Origin of the sequence: Chlorogloeopsis fritschii PCC 6912, assembly GCF_000317285.1 — a bacterium.
Lineage (GTDB): Bacteria > Cyanobacteriota > Cyanobacteriia > Cyanobacteriales > Nostocaceae > Chlorogloeopsis > Chlorogloeopsis fritschii.
This window is the reverse complement of the sequence record NZ_AJLN01000050.1, coordinates 1-18,375: the sequence shown is the minus strand read 5'-3', so window position 1 is coordinate 18,375 and position 18,375 is coordinate 1. Positions and strand designations below refer to the sequence as shown.

24 protein-coding genes are annotated in these 18,375 nt (G+C 42.1%); 10 read left to right on the top strand and 14 right to left on the bottom strand.

Annotated features, from left to right (window positions below):
- Positions 1–133: 133 nt before the first annotated feature.
- Positions 134–940, top strand: a complete 807-nt coding sequence (locus UYC_RS0106770; protein ID WP_016873918.1) for a TPM domain-containing protein — start codon at positions 134–136, stop codon at positions 938–940.
- 140 nt (positions 941–1,080) lie between these two features.
- The gene (locus UYC_RS0106765) at positions 1,081–1,713 is read left to right on the top strand and encodes a precorrin-8X methylmutase (protein WP_016873919.1); all 633 of its coding nucleotides are present in this window, start codon (positions 1,081–1,083) and stop codon (positions 1,711–1,713) included.
- Between the two features lie 3 nt (positions 1,714–1,716).
- Here UYC_RS0106765 and UYC_RS0106760 read toward each other — a convergent pair whose 3' ends face one another.
- Both UYC_RS0106760 and dapB read right to left on the bottom strand, forming a co-directional pair.
- Positions 1,717–2,478 (bottom strand): monovalent cation/H(+) antiporter subunit G, encoded by a 762-nt coding sequence (locus UYC_RS0106760; protein ID WP_016873920.1) that lies wholly within the window; start codon positions 2,476–2,478, stop codon positions 1,717–1,719.
- A gap of 88 nt (positions 2,479–2,566) precedes the next feature.
- Positions 2,567–3,403 carry a 4-hydroxy-tetrahydrodipicolinate reductase gene (gene dapB / locus UYC_RS0106755; RefSeq protein ID WP_016873921.1) on the bottom strand — a complete coding sequence of 279 codons (837 nt, stop codon included), beginning with the start codon at positions 3,401–3,403 and terminating at the stop codon, positions 2,567–2,569.
- A gap of 651 nt (positions 3,404–4,054) precedes the next feature.
- On the opposite strand from dapB, the gene UYC_RS0106750 reads away from it, so the two are divergent.
- Positions 4,055–4,423 carry a hypothetical protein gene (locus tag UYC_RS0106750; protein ID WP_016873922.1) on the top strand — a complete coding sequence of 123 codons (369 nt, stop codon included), beginning with the start codon at positions 4,055–4,057 and terminating at the stop codon, positions 4,421–4,423.
- Positions 4,424–4,551: 128 nt separating this feature from the next.
- Here the strand turns inward: UYC_RS0106750 and psaK are convergent, their stop codons facing one another.
- The 3 genes from psaK to UYC_RS37595 all read right to left on the bottom strand — a co-directional run bounded on the left by psaK (position 4,552) and on the right by UYC_RS37595 (position 7,005).
- Positions 4,552–4,812, bottom strand: a complete 261-nt coding sequence (gene psaK / locus UYC_RS0106745; RefSeq protein WP_016873923.1) for a photosystem I reaction center subunit PsaK — start codon at positions 4,810–4,812, stop codon at positions 4,552–4,554.
- Positions 4,813–5,026: 214 nt separating this feature from the next.
- Positions 5,027–6,790 (bottom strand): Rieske (2Fe-2S) protein, encoded by a 1,764-nt coding sequence (locus UYC_RS0106740; protein WP_016873924.1) that lies wholly within the window; start codon positions 6,788–6,790, stop codon positions 5,027–5,029.
- Between the two features lie 38 nt (positions 6,791–6,828).
- Entirely contained in the window at positions 6,829–7,005 is a 177-nt protein-coding gene (locus UYC_RS37595; protein ID WP_157171221.1) for a hypothetical protein, read from the bottom strand.
- Between the two features lie 260 nt (positions 7,006–7,265).
- On the opposite strand from UYC_RS37595, the gene UYC_RS38815 reads away from it, so the two are divergent.
- Positions 7,266–7,409 (top strand): hypothetical protein, encoded by a 144-nt coding sequence (locus UYC_RS38815; protein WP_016873925.1) that lies wholly within the window; start codon positions 7,266–7,268, stop codon positions 7,407–7,409.
- A 93-nt stretch (positions 7,410–7,502) separates the two neighbouring features.
- The gene (locus tag UYC_RS0106730; protein WP_016873926.1) at positions 7,503–7,817 is read left to right on the top strand and encodes a hypothetical protein; all 315 of its coding nucleotides are present in this window, start codon (positions 7,503–7,505) and stop codon (positions 7,815–7,817) included.
- Between the two features lie 85 nt (positions 7,818–7,902).
- On the opposite strand, the gene UYC_RS0106725 is transcribed toward UYC_RS0106730, so the two are convergent.
- Positions 7,903–8,649 carry a ferritin-like domain-containing protein gene (locus UYC_RS0106725; protein ID WP_016873927.1) on the bottom strand — a complete coding sequence of 249 codons (747 nt, stop codon included), beginning with the start codon at positions 8,647–8,649 and terminating at the stop codon, positions 7,903–7,905.
- A 185-nt stretch (positions 8,650–8,834) separates the two neighbouring features.
- Here UYC_RS0106725 and UYC_RS0106720 point away from each other — a divergent pair, with 185 nt between their 5' ends.
- The 3 genes from UYC_RS0106720 to UYC_RS0106710 all read left to right on the top strand — a co-directional run bounded on the left by UYC_RS0106720 (position 8,835) and on the right by UYC_RS0106710 (position 10,834).
- Entirely contained in the window at positions 8,835–9,098 is a 264-nt protein-coding gene (locus tag UYC_RS0106720) for a hypothetical protein (protein WP_235082915.1), read from the top strand.
- Positions 9,099–9,330: 232 nt separating this feature from the next.
- Positions 9,331–9,960, top strand: coding sequence for a thermonuclease family protein (locus UYC_RS0106715; protein WP_392436158.1), 630 nt, complete (start codon positions 9,331–9,333; stop codon positions 9,958–9,960).
- A 304-nt stretch (positions 9,961–10,264) separates the two neighbouring features.
- On the top strand, positions 10,265–10,834 hold the full coding sequence (locus UYC_RS0106710) for an HdeD family acid-resistance protein (protein ID WP_016873930.1): 570 nt from the start codon (positions 10,265–10,267) through the stop codon (positions 10,832–10,834).
- A gap of 160 nt (positions 10,835–10,994) precedes the next feature.
- On the opposite strand, the gene UYC_RS0106705 is transcribed toward UYC_RS0106710, so the two are convergent.
- Complete coding sequence (locus UYC_RS0106705; protein ID WP_016873931.1) at positions 10,995–12,578, bottom strand: alkaline phosphatase D family protein; 1,584 nt, start codon at positions 12,576–12,578, stop codon at positions 10,995–10,997.
- A 156-nt stretch (positions 12,579–12,734) separates the two neighbouring features.
- Positions 12,735–13,514, bottom strand: coding sequence for a class II glutamine amidotransferase (locus UYC_RS0106700; RefSeq protein ID WP_026087403.1), 780 nt, complete (start codon positions 13,512–13,514; stop codon positions 12,735–12,737).
- A 233-nt stretch (positions 13,515–13,747) separates the two neighbouring features.
- On the opposite strand from UYC_RS0106700, the gene UYC_RS0106695 reads away from it, so the two are divergent.
- Entirely contained in the window at positions 13,748–13,957 is a 210-nt protein-coding gene (locus UYC_RS0106695; RefSeq protein ID WP_039751029.1) for a helix-turn-helix domain-containing protein, read from the top strand.
- 126 nt (positions 13,958–14,083) lie between these two features.
- The gene (infC, locus tag UYC_RS0106690; RefSeq protein WP_081588136.1) at positions 14,084–14,578 is read left to right on the top strand and encodes a translation initiation factor IF-3; all 495 of its coding nucleotides are present in this window, start codon (positions 14,084–14,086) and stop codon (positions 14,576–14,578) included.
- Between the two features lie 286 nt (positions 14,579–14,864).
- Here infC and UYC_RS0106685 read toward each other — a convergent pair whose 3' ends face one another.
- The 6 genes from UYC_RS0106685 to UYC_RS0106660 all read right to left on the bottom strand — a co-directional run bounded on the left by UYC_RS0106685 (position 14,865) and on the right by UYC_RS0106660 (position 18,320).
- Positions 14,865–15,167 carry a putative quinol monooxygenase gene (locus UYC_RS0106685; protein ID WP_016873934.1) on the bottom strand — a complete coding sequence of 101 codons (303 nt, stop codon included), beginning with the start codon at positions 15,165–15,167 and terminating at the stop codon, positions 14,865–14,867.
- Between the two features lie 140 nt (positions 15,168–15,307).
- Positions 15,308–15,937, bottom strand: coding sequence for a methylthioribulose 1-phosphate dehydratase (gene mtnB, locus UYC_RS0106680; RefSeq protein ID WP_016873935.1), 630 nt, complete (start codon positions 15,935–15,937; stop codon positions 15,308–15,310).
- Complete coding sequence (locus UYC_RS0106675) at positions 15,930–16,577, bottom strand: HAD-IB family phosphatase (protein WP_016873936.1); 648 nt, start codon at positions 16,575–16,577, stop codon at positions 15,930–15,932. Before UYC_RS0106675 ends, mtnB begins: the two co-directional genes overlap by 8 nt.
- Positions 16,578–16,601: 24 nt before the next feature.
- The gene (locus tag UYC_RS0106670) at positions 16,602–17,153 is read right to left on the bottom strand and encodes a 1,2-dihydroxy-3-keto-5-methylthiopentene dioxygenase (RefSeq protein WP_016873937.1); all 552 of its coding nucleotides are present in this window, start codon (positions 17,151–17,153) and stop codon (positions 16,602–16,604) included.
- A 269-nt stretch (positions 17,154–17,422) separates the two neighbouring features.
- The gene (locus UYC_RS0106665) at positions 17,423–17,878 is read right to left on the bottom strand and encodes a hypothetical protein (RefSeq protein ID WP_016873938.1); all 456 of its coding nucleotides are present in this window, start codon (positions 17,876–17,878) and stop codon (positions 17,423–17,425) included.
- A 61-nt stretch (positions 17,879–17,939) separates the two neighbouring features.
- The gene (locus UYC_RS0106660) at positions 17,940–18,320 is read right to left on the bottom strand and encodes a hypothetical protein (protein ID WP_016873939.1); all 381 of its coding nucleotides are present in this window, start codon (positions 18,318–18,320) and stop codon (positions 17,940–17,942) included.
- Between the last annotated feature and the right edge of the window lie 55 nt (positions 18,321–18,375).

Genomic DNA, 18,375 nt, shown 5'->3' with positions numbered 1-18,375 from the left:
AGGCGAAAGCAACGCTTTTGTCATATAAAATAAATTAGAGTAAAGTTAAAAAGTGTAAAGAATTATCACTTTTCACCTAATCTTTAAAAATAACTAATTCAAGTCCATTGTGAAGATTTGTATAGAAAAGCCCATGCAGCATTGTTTTTGGCGACGGATTCTGGTATTTTGCGCGGTGTTTCTTCTGACAGGGTCAATTTGGGCAACCCATTCTCCCCGCGCTTACGCCTACGACAACCCGGATTTATTACCCGATATTCCAACCCCTGTCATAGATTTAGCCAAATCTCTTACCATCGTTCAAGAAGAAAACCTTGCTCAAGAACTAGAGCGATTTGAAGCTGAAACTGGCTGGAAACTAAGAGTTTTGACTCAGTACGATCGCACACCCGGTAGAGCAGTGAAAGATTTTTGGGGGTTAGATGACAAAAGCGTTCTGTTAGTTGCCGATGCTAGTGGTGGTAATATTCTCAACTTCAACGTGGGTGATGCTGTTTATAAGTTGCTTCCTCGTACATTTTGGGTAGAATTACAGACCCGTTTTGGCAATTTATACTTTGTACGCGAGCAAGGTGAAGACCAAGCTATTTTACAGTCTTTGGAGTCGATTGAAACTTGTTTGCGTCAGGGAGGTTGCCGTGTAGTTCCTGGGCTGCCCAGAGAGCAGTGGATTCTTACCTTAGTTACCTCAGTTATTGGTGGGGTTATTTGTGGGTTTGCTGCTCAACCCCGGCGCGAAGGACAAATCTTGGCTTGGCAATGGGCTTTAATTTTCTCTCCTTTGTGGGGAATCTTATTTATTGCCTTCGGTATTGGCCCAGTAGTATCGCGCACCTCTGAGTGGCTACCTCTGATTCGCAATATCTCCGGTTTTCTAATCGGTGCTTTAGTTGCGTACTTATCTCCTGTTTTTAGTCGCTCATCAGCTTCGGAGACGTAAGTTTAGGGATTAGGGGACAGGGAACAGGGGACAGTAAACAGTGAAAAAATTGATAACTGGTAACTGATAACTGATAACTGATCCCCAATCCCCAATCTTTACTGATAAGCTGAAAGCTGTTAGCTGACAGCTTAATAACAATGGAATGGCACGCAACTGATGCTCAAAGTTTGGCAATAATTGACGATGAATTTGGCGATCATGTCTTTTCTCCTGCCGAGTACGAAATTGTGCGACGGATCATTTATGCTACAGGAGATTTTGAGTATAAATCTTTGATTCGCTTTTCTGAGAATGCCTTGCAAGCGGGGGCTGCGGCTCTGGCTGCGCGTACAACTATCATCGTAGATTTACCGATGGTACAAGTGGGAATTAGCTATGATATTCAAAATACCTTCGCTAATCCCATATACTGTGGCACAGACACCCCTACTCGCCCTCAGAAAGAAAAAACCCGTGTAGCTTGGGGAATAGAAACTTTAGCCAAGCGCTACCCAGAGGGCATATTTGTGGTAGGGCAAGCACAAACTGCTTTGACAACATTAGTTGATTTAATTGAAACGGAAGAAATTAAGCCTGCTTTAGTAATAGCTACACCAGCAGGTTTTATCAATGGGGATGCTGCCAAAGAACGCTTGCGAGACTCTCTAGTGCCAAATATTACAATTGATAGCCGCAAAGGTAGTGCTGTGGTGGCTGTTGCAATTATCGATGGGTTAGTAGATTTAGCGTGGCAAGCTTATGGGCAAGCAGGGAATAGTCAGCGAAGTTAAAAGTTAGTAGTTATCTATTTCCTCTTCTTCCCATCTCCTCCGATTTTCCCTAATTTCTTTGCTTCTTCTGCTTCCCCTAGTATCTATTTCTGGGCGAGGTTGCCTATTGCGTCTTTGCTGTTCGTGATCGCGCAAGCGGCGACTAACTTCAGGAAAGTAATCTCGACGTAGATAAGGATAATCGCTCACCCACAACTCGCGTCTAGGAATGTAAATATCGCTGATTTGTTCGATTCTGCTCAAATCTGGACGATTTGACATCACCACCATTTCTGCTACTTGCCCGCGAGCGATCGCCTTATGTTCAACCCGTAGCGGTACTTTGATTTGGGCTGTAAATCCCGTGTCATCGCCCACTTCCAAGTTAATCCGTTTTTCTCGATTTTCTACGATTACCAAATCGCCTTTACTATCAACGGTTTCTTGTTTGCCAACTAATTCATCAGTGATCCACCAATCCAAAACTCGCCCGCGGAAAAAGCCACTGTATTTGTAACGGCGGCATTTGGCATTTTGCATACTAGCCCAAAAAACTGGCCCCCACAACCAATAAAGAGCACCGATTAATCCTAGTAAAAATACTATGGGGCCAAAATCAAGCCGAAAAATGACTTTAATCACTAGAACGATGGCTGCTGCAACTACAGAAATTAACAGCCGCTGTAAAAAATCTGGAAATTTTCCCCAGTAATACTTATACTGTGGCCCGGTGGCAATTAAGGGGACAAGTTGATTAAATTTTTCGCGAGTCAGTGGGACAAGCATTCGGATTTTGAATGTGAGATGATAAAGCCACTGCACACTTAGTGGTTTTCCCCCGTTGTAGCACGTGGCGTGATTGTGGATTGAAAATTTAGAGTATCTTTTCTAAACCATATACTAACGACTTTAGCTGAAGAACTTTGCGAATTGCTAGTAGTACTCCTGGCATATAGGCAGTGCGATCGCTCGTATCATGTCGTAAAGTATAAATTTGACCAAGCGCACCGAAAATAACTTCCTGATGGGCAATTAATCCTGGTAAACGCACGCTATGGATTCTAATTCCTTCGTCTGCCACACTACCTCTTGCTCCTGGTAATTTTTCTGTTTCTTTGACAATTGGCTGATTAAATGTTTTACCCATCTCAGCCAACATCTGAGCTGTTTGAATGGCAGTACCGCTAGGAGCATCAGCTTTTTGGTTGTGATGCAATTCTATGATCTCTACGTGGTCAAAGTATTGAGATGCGGCTATTGCTGCTTGTTGGAGCAAAACCATGCCAATAGAGAAATTGGGAATAATTAGGCAGCCAGTACTGGCTTTATCGGCAAAATCTGCCAAATCTTGAATTTGTTCAGGACTTAATCCTGTTGTACCAACAACTGGGCGGATACCATAGGCGATCGCGCTGCGAATATTATCATACACAGAATCAGGATGGGTAAAATCTACCATTACTCCTGGTTGCATATGCCTCTCACCAGCCACATATCCCAGCATTGGTTCCAATTGATTGGTAATAGGCACCTCTAAAGGTTCACTTAAACCTGCCACCTCTCCCGCATCTTTACCTTGATGTTCTGGGCTGGTATCAATAGCACCCATCAGACTCAAATCTGGTGCTTGTGCCACAGCTTTGATTACCTCACGTCCCATTTTACCCGCAGCACCATTGACAATCACTGGAATCAGATTTTGATTTGCCATAAGCCAAGAAATACTTTTGTACCCAACAAGCGCATTGTAGGAGAATTTGGTGTTCTAGAACTTTGCTCCTTACCAAAAACAGTGCAATATGTACTCAGGGATTGGGGATCAGTTATCAGTTATCAGTTACCAGTTATCAATTTTTTCACTGTTTACTGTCCCCTGTTCCCTGTCCCCTCTCCCCCTCCTCTTCCTAGCCCCTAGCCTCTAGTCTCTAGTCCCTATTAGACTGAATTAATTACAAACACTGTTTTCCCCAACCCTGTTCCCTTTTTTAAGTTGCTTATTCCTTTGCCTGATCAAGGAACTTGGCTATTGTAGAGTTAGTCAATGAATTAAACTTGGTTTGATCTAGCTGAAGTTGGTTGTGTGATCGTTCAAAGTTCAGCTGAAACTCCAAGTAGCCTTCATGAACTGCTTACACAGAATCCCTTCTGCCATCTGCCCTCTGCCTTTTTTTAGTTAATTTTAGCGAAAGGGTGCGCTGCATAAACTAGATGCAAAAACAAAGATAATAGTCGCGCCTGCTTTTTCAGCAATACTTGGGTTATGTCTTCAGACAACTTTGTATACAATTTACTGAACATCAACTAACTGATGTGAGAATATGGTCACCTTACCTTCGTTAATCAAAAACTTCCTGGAGTACAGATGAACAAGAAATTTGCCCTCACTTTACTTTCCAGCCCTGTGCTCTTTGCGTCCATGCTGTCTATGCTCATGATCGCTCATCCAGCACGGGCAAATCAAACAGTGAATTCGTCGGAAGCTCGCCTTTCCTGCGTCAGAAATTCCCACTCAGTATCCTCTCGTTTTGGATGTGCACAGGTAACCAGAACCAATGCCATAACATCTAAACCAGAGGTAAAGGTACAACAGAATAACGATTCCGGTGATATTAAAGAACTAAATTTTTCTGAAGAAGAGAGTGATGCTGCTATAGCCATGTTTGGCTGTGATTGCCCTGTTTGTCTCAATGCTATACGTCAAATGCGTGGTTTAGCTCCTATGCGAGTCTAGCAAACTGACGTTTATCGATTGAGTTTTATTTTAATAGCTACAAAAAAGCCAGAGAATTATTTCTCTGGCTTATAACTGGAGACAAAAGCCTTCATTAGCATCAAACTAAAGCCATGCATGGAATAAATCTAGAACCTTCCTAGATTGTGCAGCCCTAAAATGACACCTGCTCCTAAAATATGACCAAAGGCGGTAGTAGCTAATAGTGCTGGTAAACCAAAACCACCAAAAAACTGAGATGAGGGCAAAGCAGGCTCTGAGTTGGGATATTTAATGGTTGATTTACCAAAAGCAATGGCAAGGATATTGCAGAGAATCATAATTACCCCAACCGTTGGGTTCCATTGCAGGGGTGTGGTTGCAGCGGCTAGTAAAGTCGATGTCAACAACTTATTTTCTCCTTAAAATAGGTTAATGCATCTGAAATTATTCATGTGAATTTAATACCAATAAATTCAATCTAAATTTTAATTTTGCATTAATATTTAATATTTTTTCTTATTACTTAATATAAACAAATTCCCATTTCTCCTAGTAGTTAAAAAAATTAGGTACACATTAACGCTCCTAAAATCTTTATTGTTACTCTCCATAAACATAATTTTAGGCTTCTTCAAATACACGATCGCCTCTATGTAACCGTTCAGCCATTTGATAAGTTTGTGCTTGCGATCGCATGGTTGGTGCATGAGCAGCCAAGTACCGTGCTGCCGCAATTAAGATATGAATTCCTGCCTCTGTAGTGCCGAGCAAACTATACTGACGAAAAGCCGCTTCTATTTCTTGAATAACATGGAAGCTACGGTCTTCCCGTAATAGTAATTTGCCAAGTAAGGCTAAAAGGCGATCGGGGTTACCACCACTGTAAAGGTAACGAGCAACTAAAGAGCCTGCTTCATTGACTTGTTGCTGCCGATCCAGTAATTCTGGGAGTTGGTGTAGCAACTGTTCCGGATTCTCTACAATTTGATTTGGTTCAGGCAAACGTGCTGGCGGTACATTTAAAAACCGATTTAGATATGTGCTCATCGCCGCGTCGAATACGCCCCGCAATAATGCCTGGGAAGGTACTCGCCGCAATCCTTGATGCATAGCATTGGCAAAGGTAAAAGTATGATGAGCTGTATCCCAATCACCAAAATCGTTGTTTGTGTGGAAGTGAGCAATTCGCAATACTGCCGCATACACTACAGCACCTGCTAGTTCTTCTTCGCTGCAACCTGCTCGCAGTGCTTCAACCAGAGAATCTGCGATCGCTTGGGCATCTTCACCCAATAGTACTTTTACCAGTTCTTCACGACCAGACCAATTTCCCCGCTTAATTTGTCCCGATTCCAAAGCTGCTGGTAACTGTGCAAAAGCACGCTGCAAAATAGCTACCAAATCCACTGGATAACGCCAAGAATTAGCCTCTTCCATACGTTCGGCGCTGGCATACTCAGACACTAAGCTCGTCAGTACTGATTCTGCATTCTGCCAATGGGTAGCATCGAGAGCTTCCAATGCTTTATTTGTAAAATCGACAACATGACCGACATCAATATAACGATGATCTGTTGCAGTAGTAAACAACATCTCTGCTATTTGCCTTTGACTGGCACCTCCACGTACCGCCGAAACTAAACACCGTTCTGCGCCTTCTGCATCTCGCACTTCAATAAACTGACGGAACCATCTTTGCAGCGTGTCTATATCTGGTGTAGAAGTAGGTAGTGGCTGAACACCGAAGCGTGGTGGTTGCCCTGCACAATCACGTGCCACAGCTGCAAGTCCATGATAAAGGGCGCGGGGCCTGTCTTCTGGATCGAGGTACGGTAGGAGGTTTATCATACAAGTGTGCATTGTTAAACCTGCTCCCCAGCCTGCTTGACGGTAACGCACTCCAAAATCAAGCCCGATGCGGAATGGTTCGGTGGGTTCAACACCTGCATCTAATAGGGCAATAACAGACTTAGCTATTACCAAGGAAATACCCTGCTCTAAACCATCTTGCAGGCGCTGACGCTGATGAACAACCGGATCTGCATGGGGTGCAAGATCTACCCACACCTGCCCATCGCGGATTTCTGTTGGGAAAGCACGTACATCATCAGCCCAAGCATCAAAAGTACCACCGCTAGCCAAGTCAAAACGGGCATGGTGCCAGTGACAAGTTAAAATACAATCTTTGACCGTGCCTCGATGTAAAGGAAAACCCATGTGAGGGCAACGGTTATCAATAGCGTAAATTTTGTCACCCTGATTGAAGAGAGCGATCGCTTGTCCTTCAGCATAAACAACCAAAAAACCAGAAACTTTTACATCACTAACTTGAGCTACACGGATGTAATGTTTAGTCTGAGTATTGGTATGTAAAGCTTGAGCCATATTGCATCTCCTCCTCAGAAGATGACAAGTTCTTACTTTTACTTTAGCGATCGCGCTTTATATCGGAGGAAACTGACAACAAATAAATTAAGAATCTTCACAATTTTAAGAGTGCGATCGCTCTTTTCGTTTCTTTGTGGGAAAATAAAATTTACTATCCTACCATCATAAAAAACTGTTGGTAATTTTTTAGTAAGGGAACGCTTAACAAACATAAGTATTAGTTGGCACTGAATTCATACTTATTCTCCTAATCAATTCAAGATATTATCAATTCCCTTAACACCAACTTTATCGGTTAAAGGAAGATAATAGGGTGCAAATTTTTGGAGAAAAAGTATTAGATGTTTCTTTCAATCTCAATTAGTTAGTCTTGAGAAGATAGCAAACAGAATCATACTATCTTTCTTTGTCTCGGATTAATTGGTTAAATTGCGTGTCTGGTGAAGCGCAAAAATAATCGGAGGGGATAAATATGGCAATTCGCAGCAATAATTCAGAAACTAATAATTTATGGCAAAAAATTCAACAAGATTCTGTTAGTTGGGGAGCATTAATACTTTGGATGATTGGGTTAGCTGTGATGTTAACTTTAGTTGCGATGTTTGCTTACGTATAGTTTCTGTGACTTTGCCTGATATAGATAATAGAGGGCGCTAACATCTCTAGAACACTAAACTAGAGGTGGAGAACAGATAACTTTTTAAAACTTATGAACATCAAAATTCTGGCTAGCGTCATAGTAATGGCTGCTAGCAGTTTAGCTGTTCCTGTAGACGCACAAGAACCTAGCAATAAAGTTCCAGCAAAATCGAATTCAGTTCTCAACGCTTGCATTCAAAACCAAGCTGAAACTTTACCCAATCCTTTTAGTGACGTGCCATCTAACCATTGGGCTTTTAAAGCGGTGATGACAATGTATTACTGTGGAGCTTTTCGCCAAGCTACGCCACCTGCTTTATTTGAGCAAGTACAACCAACAGAAAAACAGCAACAACCTTTCCAGAGTTCGCAACCTCAGAATTAGAGGAGCTAAACAAAGAGAACAAGAGAACAGACAAGAGGTAAAAGGTAGCGAAAATAATTACCTTTTACCTTATTTTTTGTATTACTTACGCAGCAATTAATTCCGAATCATTTTCTGATGGCGCACTATCCTGAACTAAAGAACGGGTTTGTCCTTTACCCTGCAACAGGTTACTAGCAAATGCCAACATAGCGTTTACCTTACGGGTACGCCAATGATTTACTAGTTTTTGCACCTCATCTGTTGACATTCGCCGCATCATCGCTTCGTACAAATAAGCAGCATGACCAGTTTCATCTTTAGCAATACTTAACATACCCAACTTTAAATTGCGAGTTTTTGGATCGTCCTCAGGCAAAACATTCGCCATGCGCGTAAAATCCTTACTAGCATCCAACTCTAGAATGTAGGTACTACCCATAAATACATTCCAGTCCATTACATCTGGTTTTAATTGTTCTGGAGTGAAATCCTCAAAATATGCTGCAAAAAAAGGACTGCGTCGTTCCTGTGATTTCTTTTCTTCAGTGTCTTTTGGCAAACTTTTAAAATCAATAACTTGTTTTTGCAACTGTTTTAAAGCATGAGCAAAAATTTGGCCGTGTCTGGTTTCGTCTGCTGCGTGTTTTGATAGTTTTTCTGCCAACCATGTATCACCTTCTGCTGCGGCTCGTTCACTGAGTTTAGTCAGAAAAGGTACAGAACCAGATTCTGCGAGTTGAAACCCTGCTAGGATGTTAGGACGGGTTTTGAAATCGCGGATCTGAGCGGCAGAGTAATATGCAACAGCGCCTGAACCCATCAAATGCAAGACGTAAGTCAAGAAGTTCATCAGAGATTTGCCCTCATTTTTGGAAAGTGAGATGCCTTTTTTTATAGTAATCTTTTATTTTTTCAATGCTTAAATAGCTCATTTGCTATTGCGTAGCTTCCTTCTCAAGGTTTATATTGTAAATAAGGGGATTTTTTTGACAATTTTTTATTAACTAAAAATTTTGAATCCTAACTAGTAGAAATATGAAGCAGAATCGATTTCTAGTTTTAATGATGTCTGCTGCTGTTACTAGTGGCACCTTGTTTTTTTCTATGACTTCTGCGCAAGCTAGTTCTGAAAAAAGCATGAGTAGTTCTAGTGAAAACATTCAAACTGAAGATACTAGCAGTTCCATGGGTGGATCTATGCTTTTGGGTAGTTTATTAGTAGGCTGTGTTTACTTGTTAAGTCGCCCTCAAGAAGGGGAGAATACAGCAGTGAAACAAGTAACTAGTTATGAAGATTGAATATTTTCCCTAGTTTTAGAGATTAAGTAAGTTCTGTCATTTTTGGAGGAAGCGAATCGCAAACACTAAGTATGTCAAAAAAGGATACAAAAAGTACAGGGACGTAGCGTGGCTACGTCCCTATTAGTTTGTCTTTATCAAAAAGAATTCAGTAGTCAGAATAAAGAATTTATTCTGGATTCTGGCTCCTGGCTTCTGGATTCTTCTTCAATTCCCTTATGATGCGGTGATTCTGGCTTCTGTTCATTTTGGTATTATCAATCAACAGAGAATTGGATGTGTTGATGTTGTGAAACTGACCAAACAGGCTTTAATTTGGCTTTGTACTGCAATCATAATTTTGGGTTTAATAGGATGCGATCGCCTCTTTACCCAGCTTTTCCCCTCCGGCGATGTAGTAGAGCGAGTGAGTGATGGTGATACCCTCAAAGTGAAAGATTCTCAAGGCAATGAGTTCAATGTGCGCTTTGCTTGTGTGGATGCACCAGAAATACCACATTCCAAAAAAGAAAGGGAAAGTAAAACAGCAAGCGATCGCAACCAATTTGCCTGGGGTGCAAAAGCGCAAGAACGGTTACAGCAATTGGTACAACAAGCAGGCGATCGCGTCAAGTTAACAGTAACAGATAGCGATCGCTACGGACGCAAAGTTGCTGAAGTACGCTTGCCGAATGGCACGTTTGTTCAAGAAGTATTGGTGCGTGAAGGATTAGCGCTGGTTTATCGTCCATATTTAAATAAATGTCCGAGTCGAGACATAATTCAACAAGCTGAAGCACAAGCCAAGCAACAACAGCGAGGAGTTTGGAGTGATGCCAAGTTTGTTAAACCTTGGGAATATAGAAGTCTTTATAAAAAGTGATTGGGGATCGGGGATTGGGTACTAGGAAGAGGGGCGGGACAAGGAGACAAGAAAGCACCAAGGGCAGGGGGCAGAGGGGCAGAATAACTACTAATAACTGTACGGGCGGGTTTTGCTGATAATCTTGCTATTCAAACTGATAATTTATCTTGATAAACCCGCCCCTACTATCTACTAACTACTAACCACTAACTAATGACTAATGACTAATCCCTACTCCCCAATCTACCTTAGGGTTCTAAAAAGTTCCTGAAAAATTCCCTAGCCTAATCGTAGAGTTCACGATACTAAGGGAAAAATTTATATGACAACCAATGTTTCTGGTGAAATTGACAAGAGTTTTAACAACTCGCTCTTAATTGGTGTTATTTTGATTGTTCTGGGAATTGCTGCGATCGCTGCACCAGCTGTCTCCACAATTTTTGCTGAAACTTGGATTGCTGCGATTTTAGCTAGCGCCGGAGTTAGCAAACTCATCTATGCGTTTCAAACTCGCGATCGCGGCGGCTTTATTTGGAAGCTCTTGTTAAGCGGATTATATATTGGTACTGGTGTGATGCTGTTTGTTTACCCTTTAACAGGTGTCCTGACGCTGACTCTATTATTGGGTAGCTTTTTGCTAACTGAAGGCATATTTGAGTTAATCTTGGCATTTCGGTTGCGTCCACAACAAAACTGGACATGGGTTTTGGGTGATGGTATTATAACCCTGCTTTTAGGTGCAATGATTTGGTTCCAGTGGCCCTTCAATGCGCGTTGGCTAATTGGGACACTAGTTGGTGCTAGCGTTCTGTTTACTGGCATCTCACGCGTCATGCTCTCGTTGAATGGACGTTCTAGTTTGAGTCAACCTAACCAACCTACCGAAGCTTAAGCTGGAGTGAGTAGGGTAATCCCGTTTTTTCTCTTTCCCAGGCTCCAGCCTGGGAAAACATTGATTGAGGCTCTGCTTGATGATTGGAGACAGAGCCTCAGAGTTTTCATTACCATGCAGAGCATGGTAATGAGAAAAAAACCCGCCAATAAACAAATAACTAGACTTGCTGTACCCCTGGACGACCATTTTCAACGATAAATGAAGCACGTTTACTGATGGTGCCAGACTCAGTTGTCACATTTGACATCACCAGAAAGTCTGCTTGCCAGTTTATAGGAGTTAGCAAGCAACGAACATACCCCCGTTGACCGTTATAAAACTTAATATGTGGGTTATCTGGGAGATAGGCTGCTACGGTAGGGTTTGTATCGGCTCCGTTTCCACCAGAACTGATCGATGTACAAACGAATTCACTTCCGACAGTTGTAGAATCTGGCTGATCGAAGTCAGCCTTAAGATCCATTGCCCAGTGGGAATGTACATCACCAGCCAAGGAAACTGGATTGGATGGTTTGCGCTGTTCTAGAAAGCTCATCAGTCGGTTACGGGAAGCTAGATATCCATCCCATTTATCCATACTGAAAGTTGCGCCTTCTCCTGGTGTCATATCTCTTTGAGCAATGGGAACCTGTTGAGCCAAAATGTTCCATTGAGTCTGTGAAGTATTTAAACCTTCGAGTAACCAATCTTCTTGTGCTTTGCCAGTAATCGTTGCATTCGGATCGAAAGTTCCTGCACACCGTTCCTTGACTCCATCTTCACAAGGCTGATCGGTACGGTACTGTCGGGTATCTAAGACGTGGAATGTTGCCAAGTTACCAAAGGAAAGCCGCCGGAAAAGCTGCATATTTGGCCCCTGTGGTCGGGAGAATGGACGTAGCGGCATATGTTCGTAGTATGCCTGATAAGCTACTGCTCGACGAGCTAGAAATTCGTTAGGATCTTGATCGTCATCGTCGAGCTGAGAGATGGCGTTAGCATAGTTGTTTTCCACCTCGTGATCGTCCCAAGTCACAATCCAGGGGAAAGCAGCATGGGCAGCTTGCAGGTTGGGATCGGTTTTGTAGAGGGCGTGGCGATTGCGATAATCTTCTAAAGTTTTAATTTCAGGGCCATTGTGTTGTCTGACACGTCCTTGTACAATTGGCCCTTCATAAATGTAGTCACCTACATGCACTACCAAATCCAGATTTTCTTGAGCCATGTATTTGTAGGCAGTGTAGTATCCCTGCTCGTAATGCTGGCAGGAAGCGAGTGCGAAGGTAAATTTATTTACATAGTTACCTGGTGAAGGTGCTGTACGAGTGCGACCAATCGGACTAGCTTCTTTACCTGAGATGAATCGATACCAATACCAACGTTCCGGCTGGAGTCCCTCAACCACAACTCGAACTGAGTGAGCTAATTCTGGAGTGGCAATCTCGGTACCTCTAGCTACAATCTGCCTCATGTTGGAGTCGGTTGCGACTTCCCAGCGAATTGGTACATTCACAAGAGGCATTCCACCCCCATTTACAGGATCGGGAGCTAAACGAGTCCAAATGACTACACTGTTTGGATAAGGCTCACCCGATGCTACACCAAGTTTAAAAGGATAATCAGAAAATCTTGCTTTGGCGATCGCTCTGGGATGAGGAATTTGGCTGGCGATCGCCAAACCAGTTAATGCCCCTGTTCCAATGATGAAGTTACGCCGCTTGATTCGGCTGTTTAGAAACCGCTGAAAATTCTGGTAGTCCATCATACTTTCTCCCTGGCTAACAGGTGAATAAAAGCAGAGCAACAGACAACACAAGCAGGGTAATCGCATCTCTGCCAATGTCAAGGTGTTAACTGTTACTTTGCCGAGATGAAGCTACCATTGAGACTTTAATTGTTTGCAAAGGTGGAGTTAATATCAGCTTAATTCTTTAGTTATGGGCAAACCGTCTTGAAAAACCAGTAATTCCCCTGGTGCGATCGGTGTCCACACTTCGTTGTCGGTGAGAGGAGTAGTAGCAATCACGGCGACGCGATCGCTAGGAGTAGTCAATTCTCGGAAATCTACTGTTACGTCTTCGTCTATTAAATGAGCAGCAGCAAACGGTGCTTGCCGAACAATGTAGCAAAGTTTAGTTGAGCAATGAGCAAAAAAGTGTTCGCCATTGGTTAGTAAATAATTAAAAATACCTGTAGAAGCGAGTTTATCAGTAACTTCTTGTAATACTGGATATAACTCTTCTAAAGGAGGCTTACCAAAGGGAAAGCGTTCTCGTAAAGTTTCTAACATCAAGCAGAAAGCTTTTTCACTGTCGGTGTTACCTACAGCTTGATAAAACTGCATACCAACCGGAGAAAAATTCGGTAAATCGCCGTTGTGGGCAAACACCCAATACTGTCCCCACAGTTCGCGGCGGAAGGGGTGGCAATTTTCTAAAGCAATTTCACCTTGGGTGGCTTTGCGGATATGGGCGATTACATGGGTAGAGTGGATGGGATAGCATCGCACGAAATCTGCGATCGGAGAACTGACAGAGGATTTGGGATCTATAAACATCCGACACCCTTTTCCCTCAAAAAAAGCAATGCCCCAACCATCGCTATGATCGTCAGTTTTTCCTCCCCGTGCCGAAAAGCCCTCAAAAGAAAAGCAAATATCCGTCGGAACATTGCAATTCATTCCCAGCAGTTGACACATAGCAGTTGTGGTTGTGAACTTTAGACTAATGTCTGTGGTCTTAAGATACTTTAGAATGCGTCAACTTGTCTGGTGCAATTATTACTTTGTTAATGATTCCATTGGTTTGCACCGATTTTGCATTCATTTTATGCGATCGCTGATTTTGTCTTTTTTGTTCAAAATTTATTTATTATTTTTAACATTTTTCAATAATTAGTTACAATTTAATTTAGATAGCAATCTAATTACGATTGCAAGGAAGGCAACAGCGTATGCGGATGCAAGGTGTTTCACTGGCAGAGGCAGCAAGACGTTTGGGCATGAGCCAGAGCGATTTGTATGTAGCTGTGCAAAAAGGTCAAATCCCTGTTTTTAGAAGAAATAGAAGAACTGTAATTCCTCAAGCCGCATTAAGGGCATATCAAGTCAGGCATCGTCCTAGTTCTGATTACAGGCTTTAAACTTCCCAAAGAAGTATTATTTTTAACACATAACTTACCCTAACTATGTCCGCATCTATGTTCATAGTTAGGATTGTGCTACCTTAGCATTAATTGCAAAGCAAACAATTGAAAAATTGAGAGGAAATAACTATCGTAGTCCAAAAACAACTAATTAACTCGCAGATCAAGTCACCTCAAGTCTTCTTGATAGATCATGAGAATAACAATCGTGGTCTAGTCAACACCCGTGAGGCTCTACAGCTAGCCGAGAGCGTAGATCTCGATTTAGTTGTAGTCTCCGAAGGCAAAGAGGCACCAGTGGCGAAAATTCTCAACTACGGCAAGCTTCAGTATCAAAAGAAAAAACGTCAGGGTCAGAGTTCTAGACCTACAGTAAAAGAAGTTCGGTTCCGGCCAAACGTAGGTGCGGCCGATTATAATTTACGCATCAATCAAGCTACCCAGTGGTTGAGTAAAGGCGATTCAGTTAAGTTTTCCATTCGTTTACGAGGTCGAGAGCATCAGTATCGCGATGCTGCTGGAAAACTGTTAGATCGCATTGTCAGCGATCTTAGTTCAGTGGGTAAAGTCCAGTCGCTTGATAAACGCTCACTAATTGTTCAAGTCATTCCTGCCTAAATGAAAATTTGTGCGATCGCTAAGTGAAAACGAGCGAGTAACAACTGAAAATCATTCCAAAATTGCTGGCAGAGTATGACTGGGTTGCAGCAACTGAAAGTGTTTAGGCATTCTTGTTGAATCCTAAGTTTCCCAAGAGTTATGCAGTTGTCAACTAAACTAAGAGATTTGCTGCCCCCGATCACCCTCTTTCTTCAAACTGCCCCTCCAAGTAAAGCCAACTTGGAGGGGCTTGCTATTGTCATGCTGGAAGCGAATTTAGAGGCACAACTATTAGGGGATTTTACTATTTTAAAAGATGATAGCGGCGAATATCTGGTTCAGCAGCGACTAAACCATCTAGTTGAGCTACTGCCTTTTCAATATGGGTTGATGCAAGATGAGCATCAAGAGCATCATTAGAAGACCATTCCTCAACAAAAGTCAAGTCTGTAGGATCGAATTGATTTTGTAATAATTCGTACTTTATACAGCCGTTTTCTTGCCGTGTAGGTTCAATTAATTCCAGCAGTACAGCCTTGAGTGCTTCCACTTTATCCGGTAGAGCAATAATACGGGCAACAACGCGAATAGTCATTTTGTTAGTCATTAGTCATTGGTCATTTGTCAATAGTCATTAGTCATTAGTCATTTGGTACAGACGCGATTAATCGCGTCTGTACAATTAATAGTTGGTTGTCTATTGCTCCCCGTGTCTCTTTGTCCCCTTGTCTCCCCATCTCCCCTCTCTCATCTCATCCCTACTCGATGGGCTGCAACCATATAACGAAAAATATACTCAACTAACTCAATATAATTACGAGCTTCTGTGGGAGAAGGTGCCCAAACTGTAACACCGTGATTGCGGATAAGTAGGGCTGGCACTTGTGGAGGAGTGACACTGAATCTTTCTTTTATCTCATCGGCGATGCGCTTCACCTGTAAATGGTTTGCGAATACAGGCATTACACAATTTGGATTTTCTTCCCAAACTCCCAATCCTTTCAGCATTTCTAGTGGCGGCAGGGGTAGAACATCTGCTTGGGCAAAATGAGATACCAAATTTGCCTCAACCGAGTGGATGTGGTAGCAGCTAGCAGCTTCAGGAAAAAGATTATAGATAGCTTGGTGAATGGCAGTTTCAGCAGAGGGTTTGGAATTATCAGCAGCTTTTTCCACCCTACCGTCTGGATAAATGCGAACAAAATCACTGGGTGCTAATTCGCCTTTAGACTTTCCACTAGCTGTAATCCAGAAGCTACCATCAGGCAAACGCACCGAGAGATTGCCCGCAGTTCCCACCATCCAACCTTGTTGGTAAAAGTGACGGGCAGCAGCGATTAACTCTAGACGGGCATCAGTTAGGGTTGAGCTATTCATCGTTTGAGACTAAATTCCACAATTTTGCTAAGTAGTCACGCACTTCCAAAAAGTCTTGCCAGGGAATGTAGGGTTTTTGGTGTTCTTCTAAGTATTGGGCAAGGCGATCGCGGGCAAACACTATCGGTGTTTCTAATGCCATATTTAGGTCGGTAAGAGAATCGCCAATAGCAATTTTCTCATCAACCAAGTACTTTTCCATCACTTGTACTTTGGCGACTAACTCCGTTTCACCCTCAAATTCCGAGTTTACTTGAAAATACTCACCACTAGTATCTATATCGACTGCATGGAGAGCATGAATTCGCGGTATCAGTTCACCCAAAACAACTTCCACCATCCCCCGCAGCCCGCCAGAAATTACAACTAAAGGCACTTTCTGTGCTTCTAGAAAATCCAGCAGTTCTGTAAATCCCGGACGAATTGTCTCACACCGTGTAAACTCTAAAACTTCAGGGTAGCGAGAGGATGGAATTGATTCCAAAATTCGCCGCACTCCCTCACGTAGCGTTAATTCTCGTGCGTACATTTGGGGTATTAACTGCGCAGAAAGTTGCGGCGCAAAATGCTTGAGAACTGCAACAAAGGTTTCTTTTACAGTAATCGTGCCATCAAAGTCACAAAAAACGATTCTCTTCACTTCCTCTCCCGCAACCCAACTTTTTCAAGCTACCACCTGATGGATGCGAATGGGTGTACCCGTATATTCGGGAACCCACCCTTCTGTACCAGCGAAATAACGTACTGCTTTAACTCGGCGTGCTGGTGTTAAATAAAACCAATGCTCCGTTCCGGCTGGTACGTTAATATACTCTTCTGGCTGCACAGTTAGCTCTACTTGACTACCATCGGGACGAACGAAGCCAAAAATAGCTTCTCCGGCAACGATGTAGCGAACTTCATCATCAGCATGAGTATGAATTTTGTCAAATTTTGTTAAAAGCCCATCAAGATTGGGCGTTTGTGGATGTAAGACAATTAAATCACGAGATTCGTAGCCAGCAGTTTGTTTCAATTGCTCAAAGTAGCCATCCAAAGCTTTTAGAACTTGTTCTTTTTCGTCTTCATCAAGGTTATCTTTCGCCAATAACTGATTTAATTGAGGATTGTCTCCTACAGACCAACGATTGAGTTGAATATGTAAGGGTGCAAGTTCCTGGGTGATTTCCTTGAGATCGGTGTATAACTTGCCATCTTCTAGCTGTAATCTAGCCATAATAGATCTCCTGCACAAATGAATATTATACGGTATCTCGCTCAATTTAGTAGTATATCTATCCCAGTATTACTAGGAAAGAGCGACTTTTCATCAATTGTTAACAGGTTTTGAGTACAGCCAAATTACAGCTTAAAGCCTAAGCAATTTTTTTAGGGTGGCACTGCCTAGCTTTCCTCAAATCCTGATTTTTACTTTGTGGACAGTGCCCACCTTACTTTTATTGAGAAAGATGCAGGATCTCAGACAGCCAAATTACAGCTTAAAGCCTAAGGGTTGAGGTTAAAGGATGCTTTATGAATAAGAATATCATTTTGAAATTGGAGTGTGATGCTCCAGTACGGGTTAGGATCATCTACTGTTTGAGATTCATTATCTGTTGAATAAATATCATAATTATTCCACTGGTAAATCTTCTCTCGAATCTTTCCACCAGCAAAATTAATCTCATTTTGGTAAATCAAAACACCATCCCAGCCAATAATCGCACGAACTTCAGCATAAGTCATTCCTGTAGAGATAGAATTATATAAATCTTGGTTGATTTGATTAGACCGAGAATCTTTTTGCTGAATCTGCATATTTCCTTGGGGATTTTGATGAGGTATTTTGAACATAGAGTTCATGTACAAAATCGGAAAGTGATTCAGAAAAAAATCTTTATGGGAATAGATAAAAGCAATCCATCCCGACAGTGCAATCGATAAAAATATTAAATATTTCATAGAAAAAAGGGTGGAATACCCACCCCAAAATCATTTCAGTTAACATCAAACAGTCTGAAGATTAACGAACACCAGCAGTGGTTTCGTGGGCATTACTGTATGAATTCATAATGCTATGGATAGTACCATAGACTTTGGTGTAATTACTTTCATGGTAGTTACCATACAAAGAAGAACCAGCAGTGTGAACGGTAAAATCATCAAATGCAACTTCTTTACCACCCAAAGTGTATTTGACTTCTACATCACCATCTACGTAAATCTTATCTGCCCAAGACTCATATTTTTCATTCCGAGTTGAATAGGTTTTAGAATCAAGATTTAAATCAGTTTTTGTTTGGGTATGGCTATTTGTCCACTCATTACGAACAAAAGTTTCGCCAGCCAAAGCAGGGGTAGCAAAAAAAGCAGCCAAAATTGCCAAGCCAAGAACTTTCTTCATGGGTGTATCCTTTTTGTGAAATTAGTCATCTTTTTCAGCCTCAAATTTCGGTAAC

Coding starts and splice junctions, on each gene's coding strand:
- UYC_RS0106770 (WP_016873918.1), top strand. CDS start 134: ATGCAGCATTGTTTTTGGCGACGGATTCTGGTATTTTGCGCGGTGTTT.
- UYC_RS0106765 (WP_016873919.1), top strand. CDS start 1,081: ATGGAATGGCACGCAACTGATGCTCAAAGTTTGGCAATAATTGACGAT.
- UYC_RS0106760 (WP_016873920.1), bottom strand. CDS start 2,478: ATGCTTGTCCCACTGACTCGCGAAAAATTTAATCAACTTGTCCCCTTA.
- dapB (WP_016873921.1), bottom strand. CDS start 3,403: ATGGCAAATCAAAATCTGATTCCAGTGATTGTCAATGGTGCTGCGGGT.
- UYC_RS0106750 (WP_016873922.1), top strand. CDS start 4,055: ATGAACAAGAAATTTGCCCTCACTTTACTTTCCAGCCCTGTGCTCTTT.
- UYC_RS0106740 (WP_016873924.1), bottom strand. CDS start 6,790: ATGGCTCAAGCTTTACATACCAATACTCAGACTAAACATTACATCCGT.
- UYC_RS37595 (WP_157171221.1), bottom strand. CDS start 7,005: ATGTTTGTTAAGCGTTCCCTTACTAAAAAATTACCAACAGTTTTTTAT.
- UYC_RS38815 (WP_016873925.1), top strand. CDS start 7,266: ATGGCAATTCGCAGCAATAATTCAGAAACTAATAATTTATGGCAAAAA.
- UYC_RS0106730 (WP_016873926.1), top strand. CDS start 7,503: ATGAACATCAAAATTCTGGCTAGCGTCATAGTAATGGCTGCTAGCAGT.
- UYC_RS0106725 (WP_016873927.1), bottom strand. CDS start 8,649: ATGAACTTCTTGACTTACGTCTTGCATTTGATGGGTTCAGGCGCTGTT.
- UYC_RS0106720 (WP_235082915.1), top strand. CDS start 8,835: ATGAAGCAGAATCGATTTCTAGTTTTAATGATGTCTGCTGCTGTTACT.
- UYC_RS0106710 (WP_016873930.1), top strand. CDS start 10,265: ATGACAACCAATGTTTCTGGTGAAATTGACAAGAGTTTTAACAACTCG.
- UYC_RS0106705 (WP_016873931.1), bottom strand. CDS start 12,578: ATGGACTACCAGAATTTTCAGCGGTTTCTAAACAGCCGAATCAAGCGG.
- UYC_RS0106700 (WP_026087403.1), bottom strand. CDS start 13,514: ATGTGTCAACTGCTGGGAATGAATTGCAATGTTCCGACGGATATTTGC.
- UYC_RS0106685 (WP_016873934.1), bottom strand. CDS start 15,167: ATGACTAACAAAATGACTATTCGCGTTGTTGCCCGTATTATTGCTCTA.
- mtnB (WP_016873935.1), bottom strand. CDS start 15,937: ATGAATAGCTCAACCCTAACTGATGCCCGTCTAGAGTTAATCGCTGCT.
- UYC_RS0106670 (WP_016873937.1), bottom strand. CDS start 17,153: ATGGCTAGATTACAGCTAGAAGATGGCAAGTTATACACCGATCTCAAG.
- UYC_RS0106665 (WP_016873938.1), bottom strand. CDS start 17,878: ATGAAATATTTAATATTTTTATCGATTGCACTGTCGGGATGGATTGCT.
- UYC_RS0106660 (WP_016873939.1), bottom strand. CDS start 18,320: ATGAAGAAAGTTCTTGGCTTGGCAATTTTGGCTGCTTTTTTTGCTACC.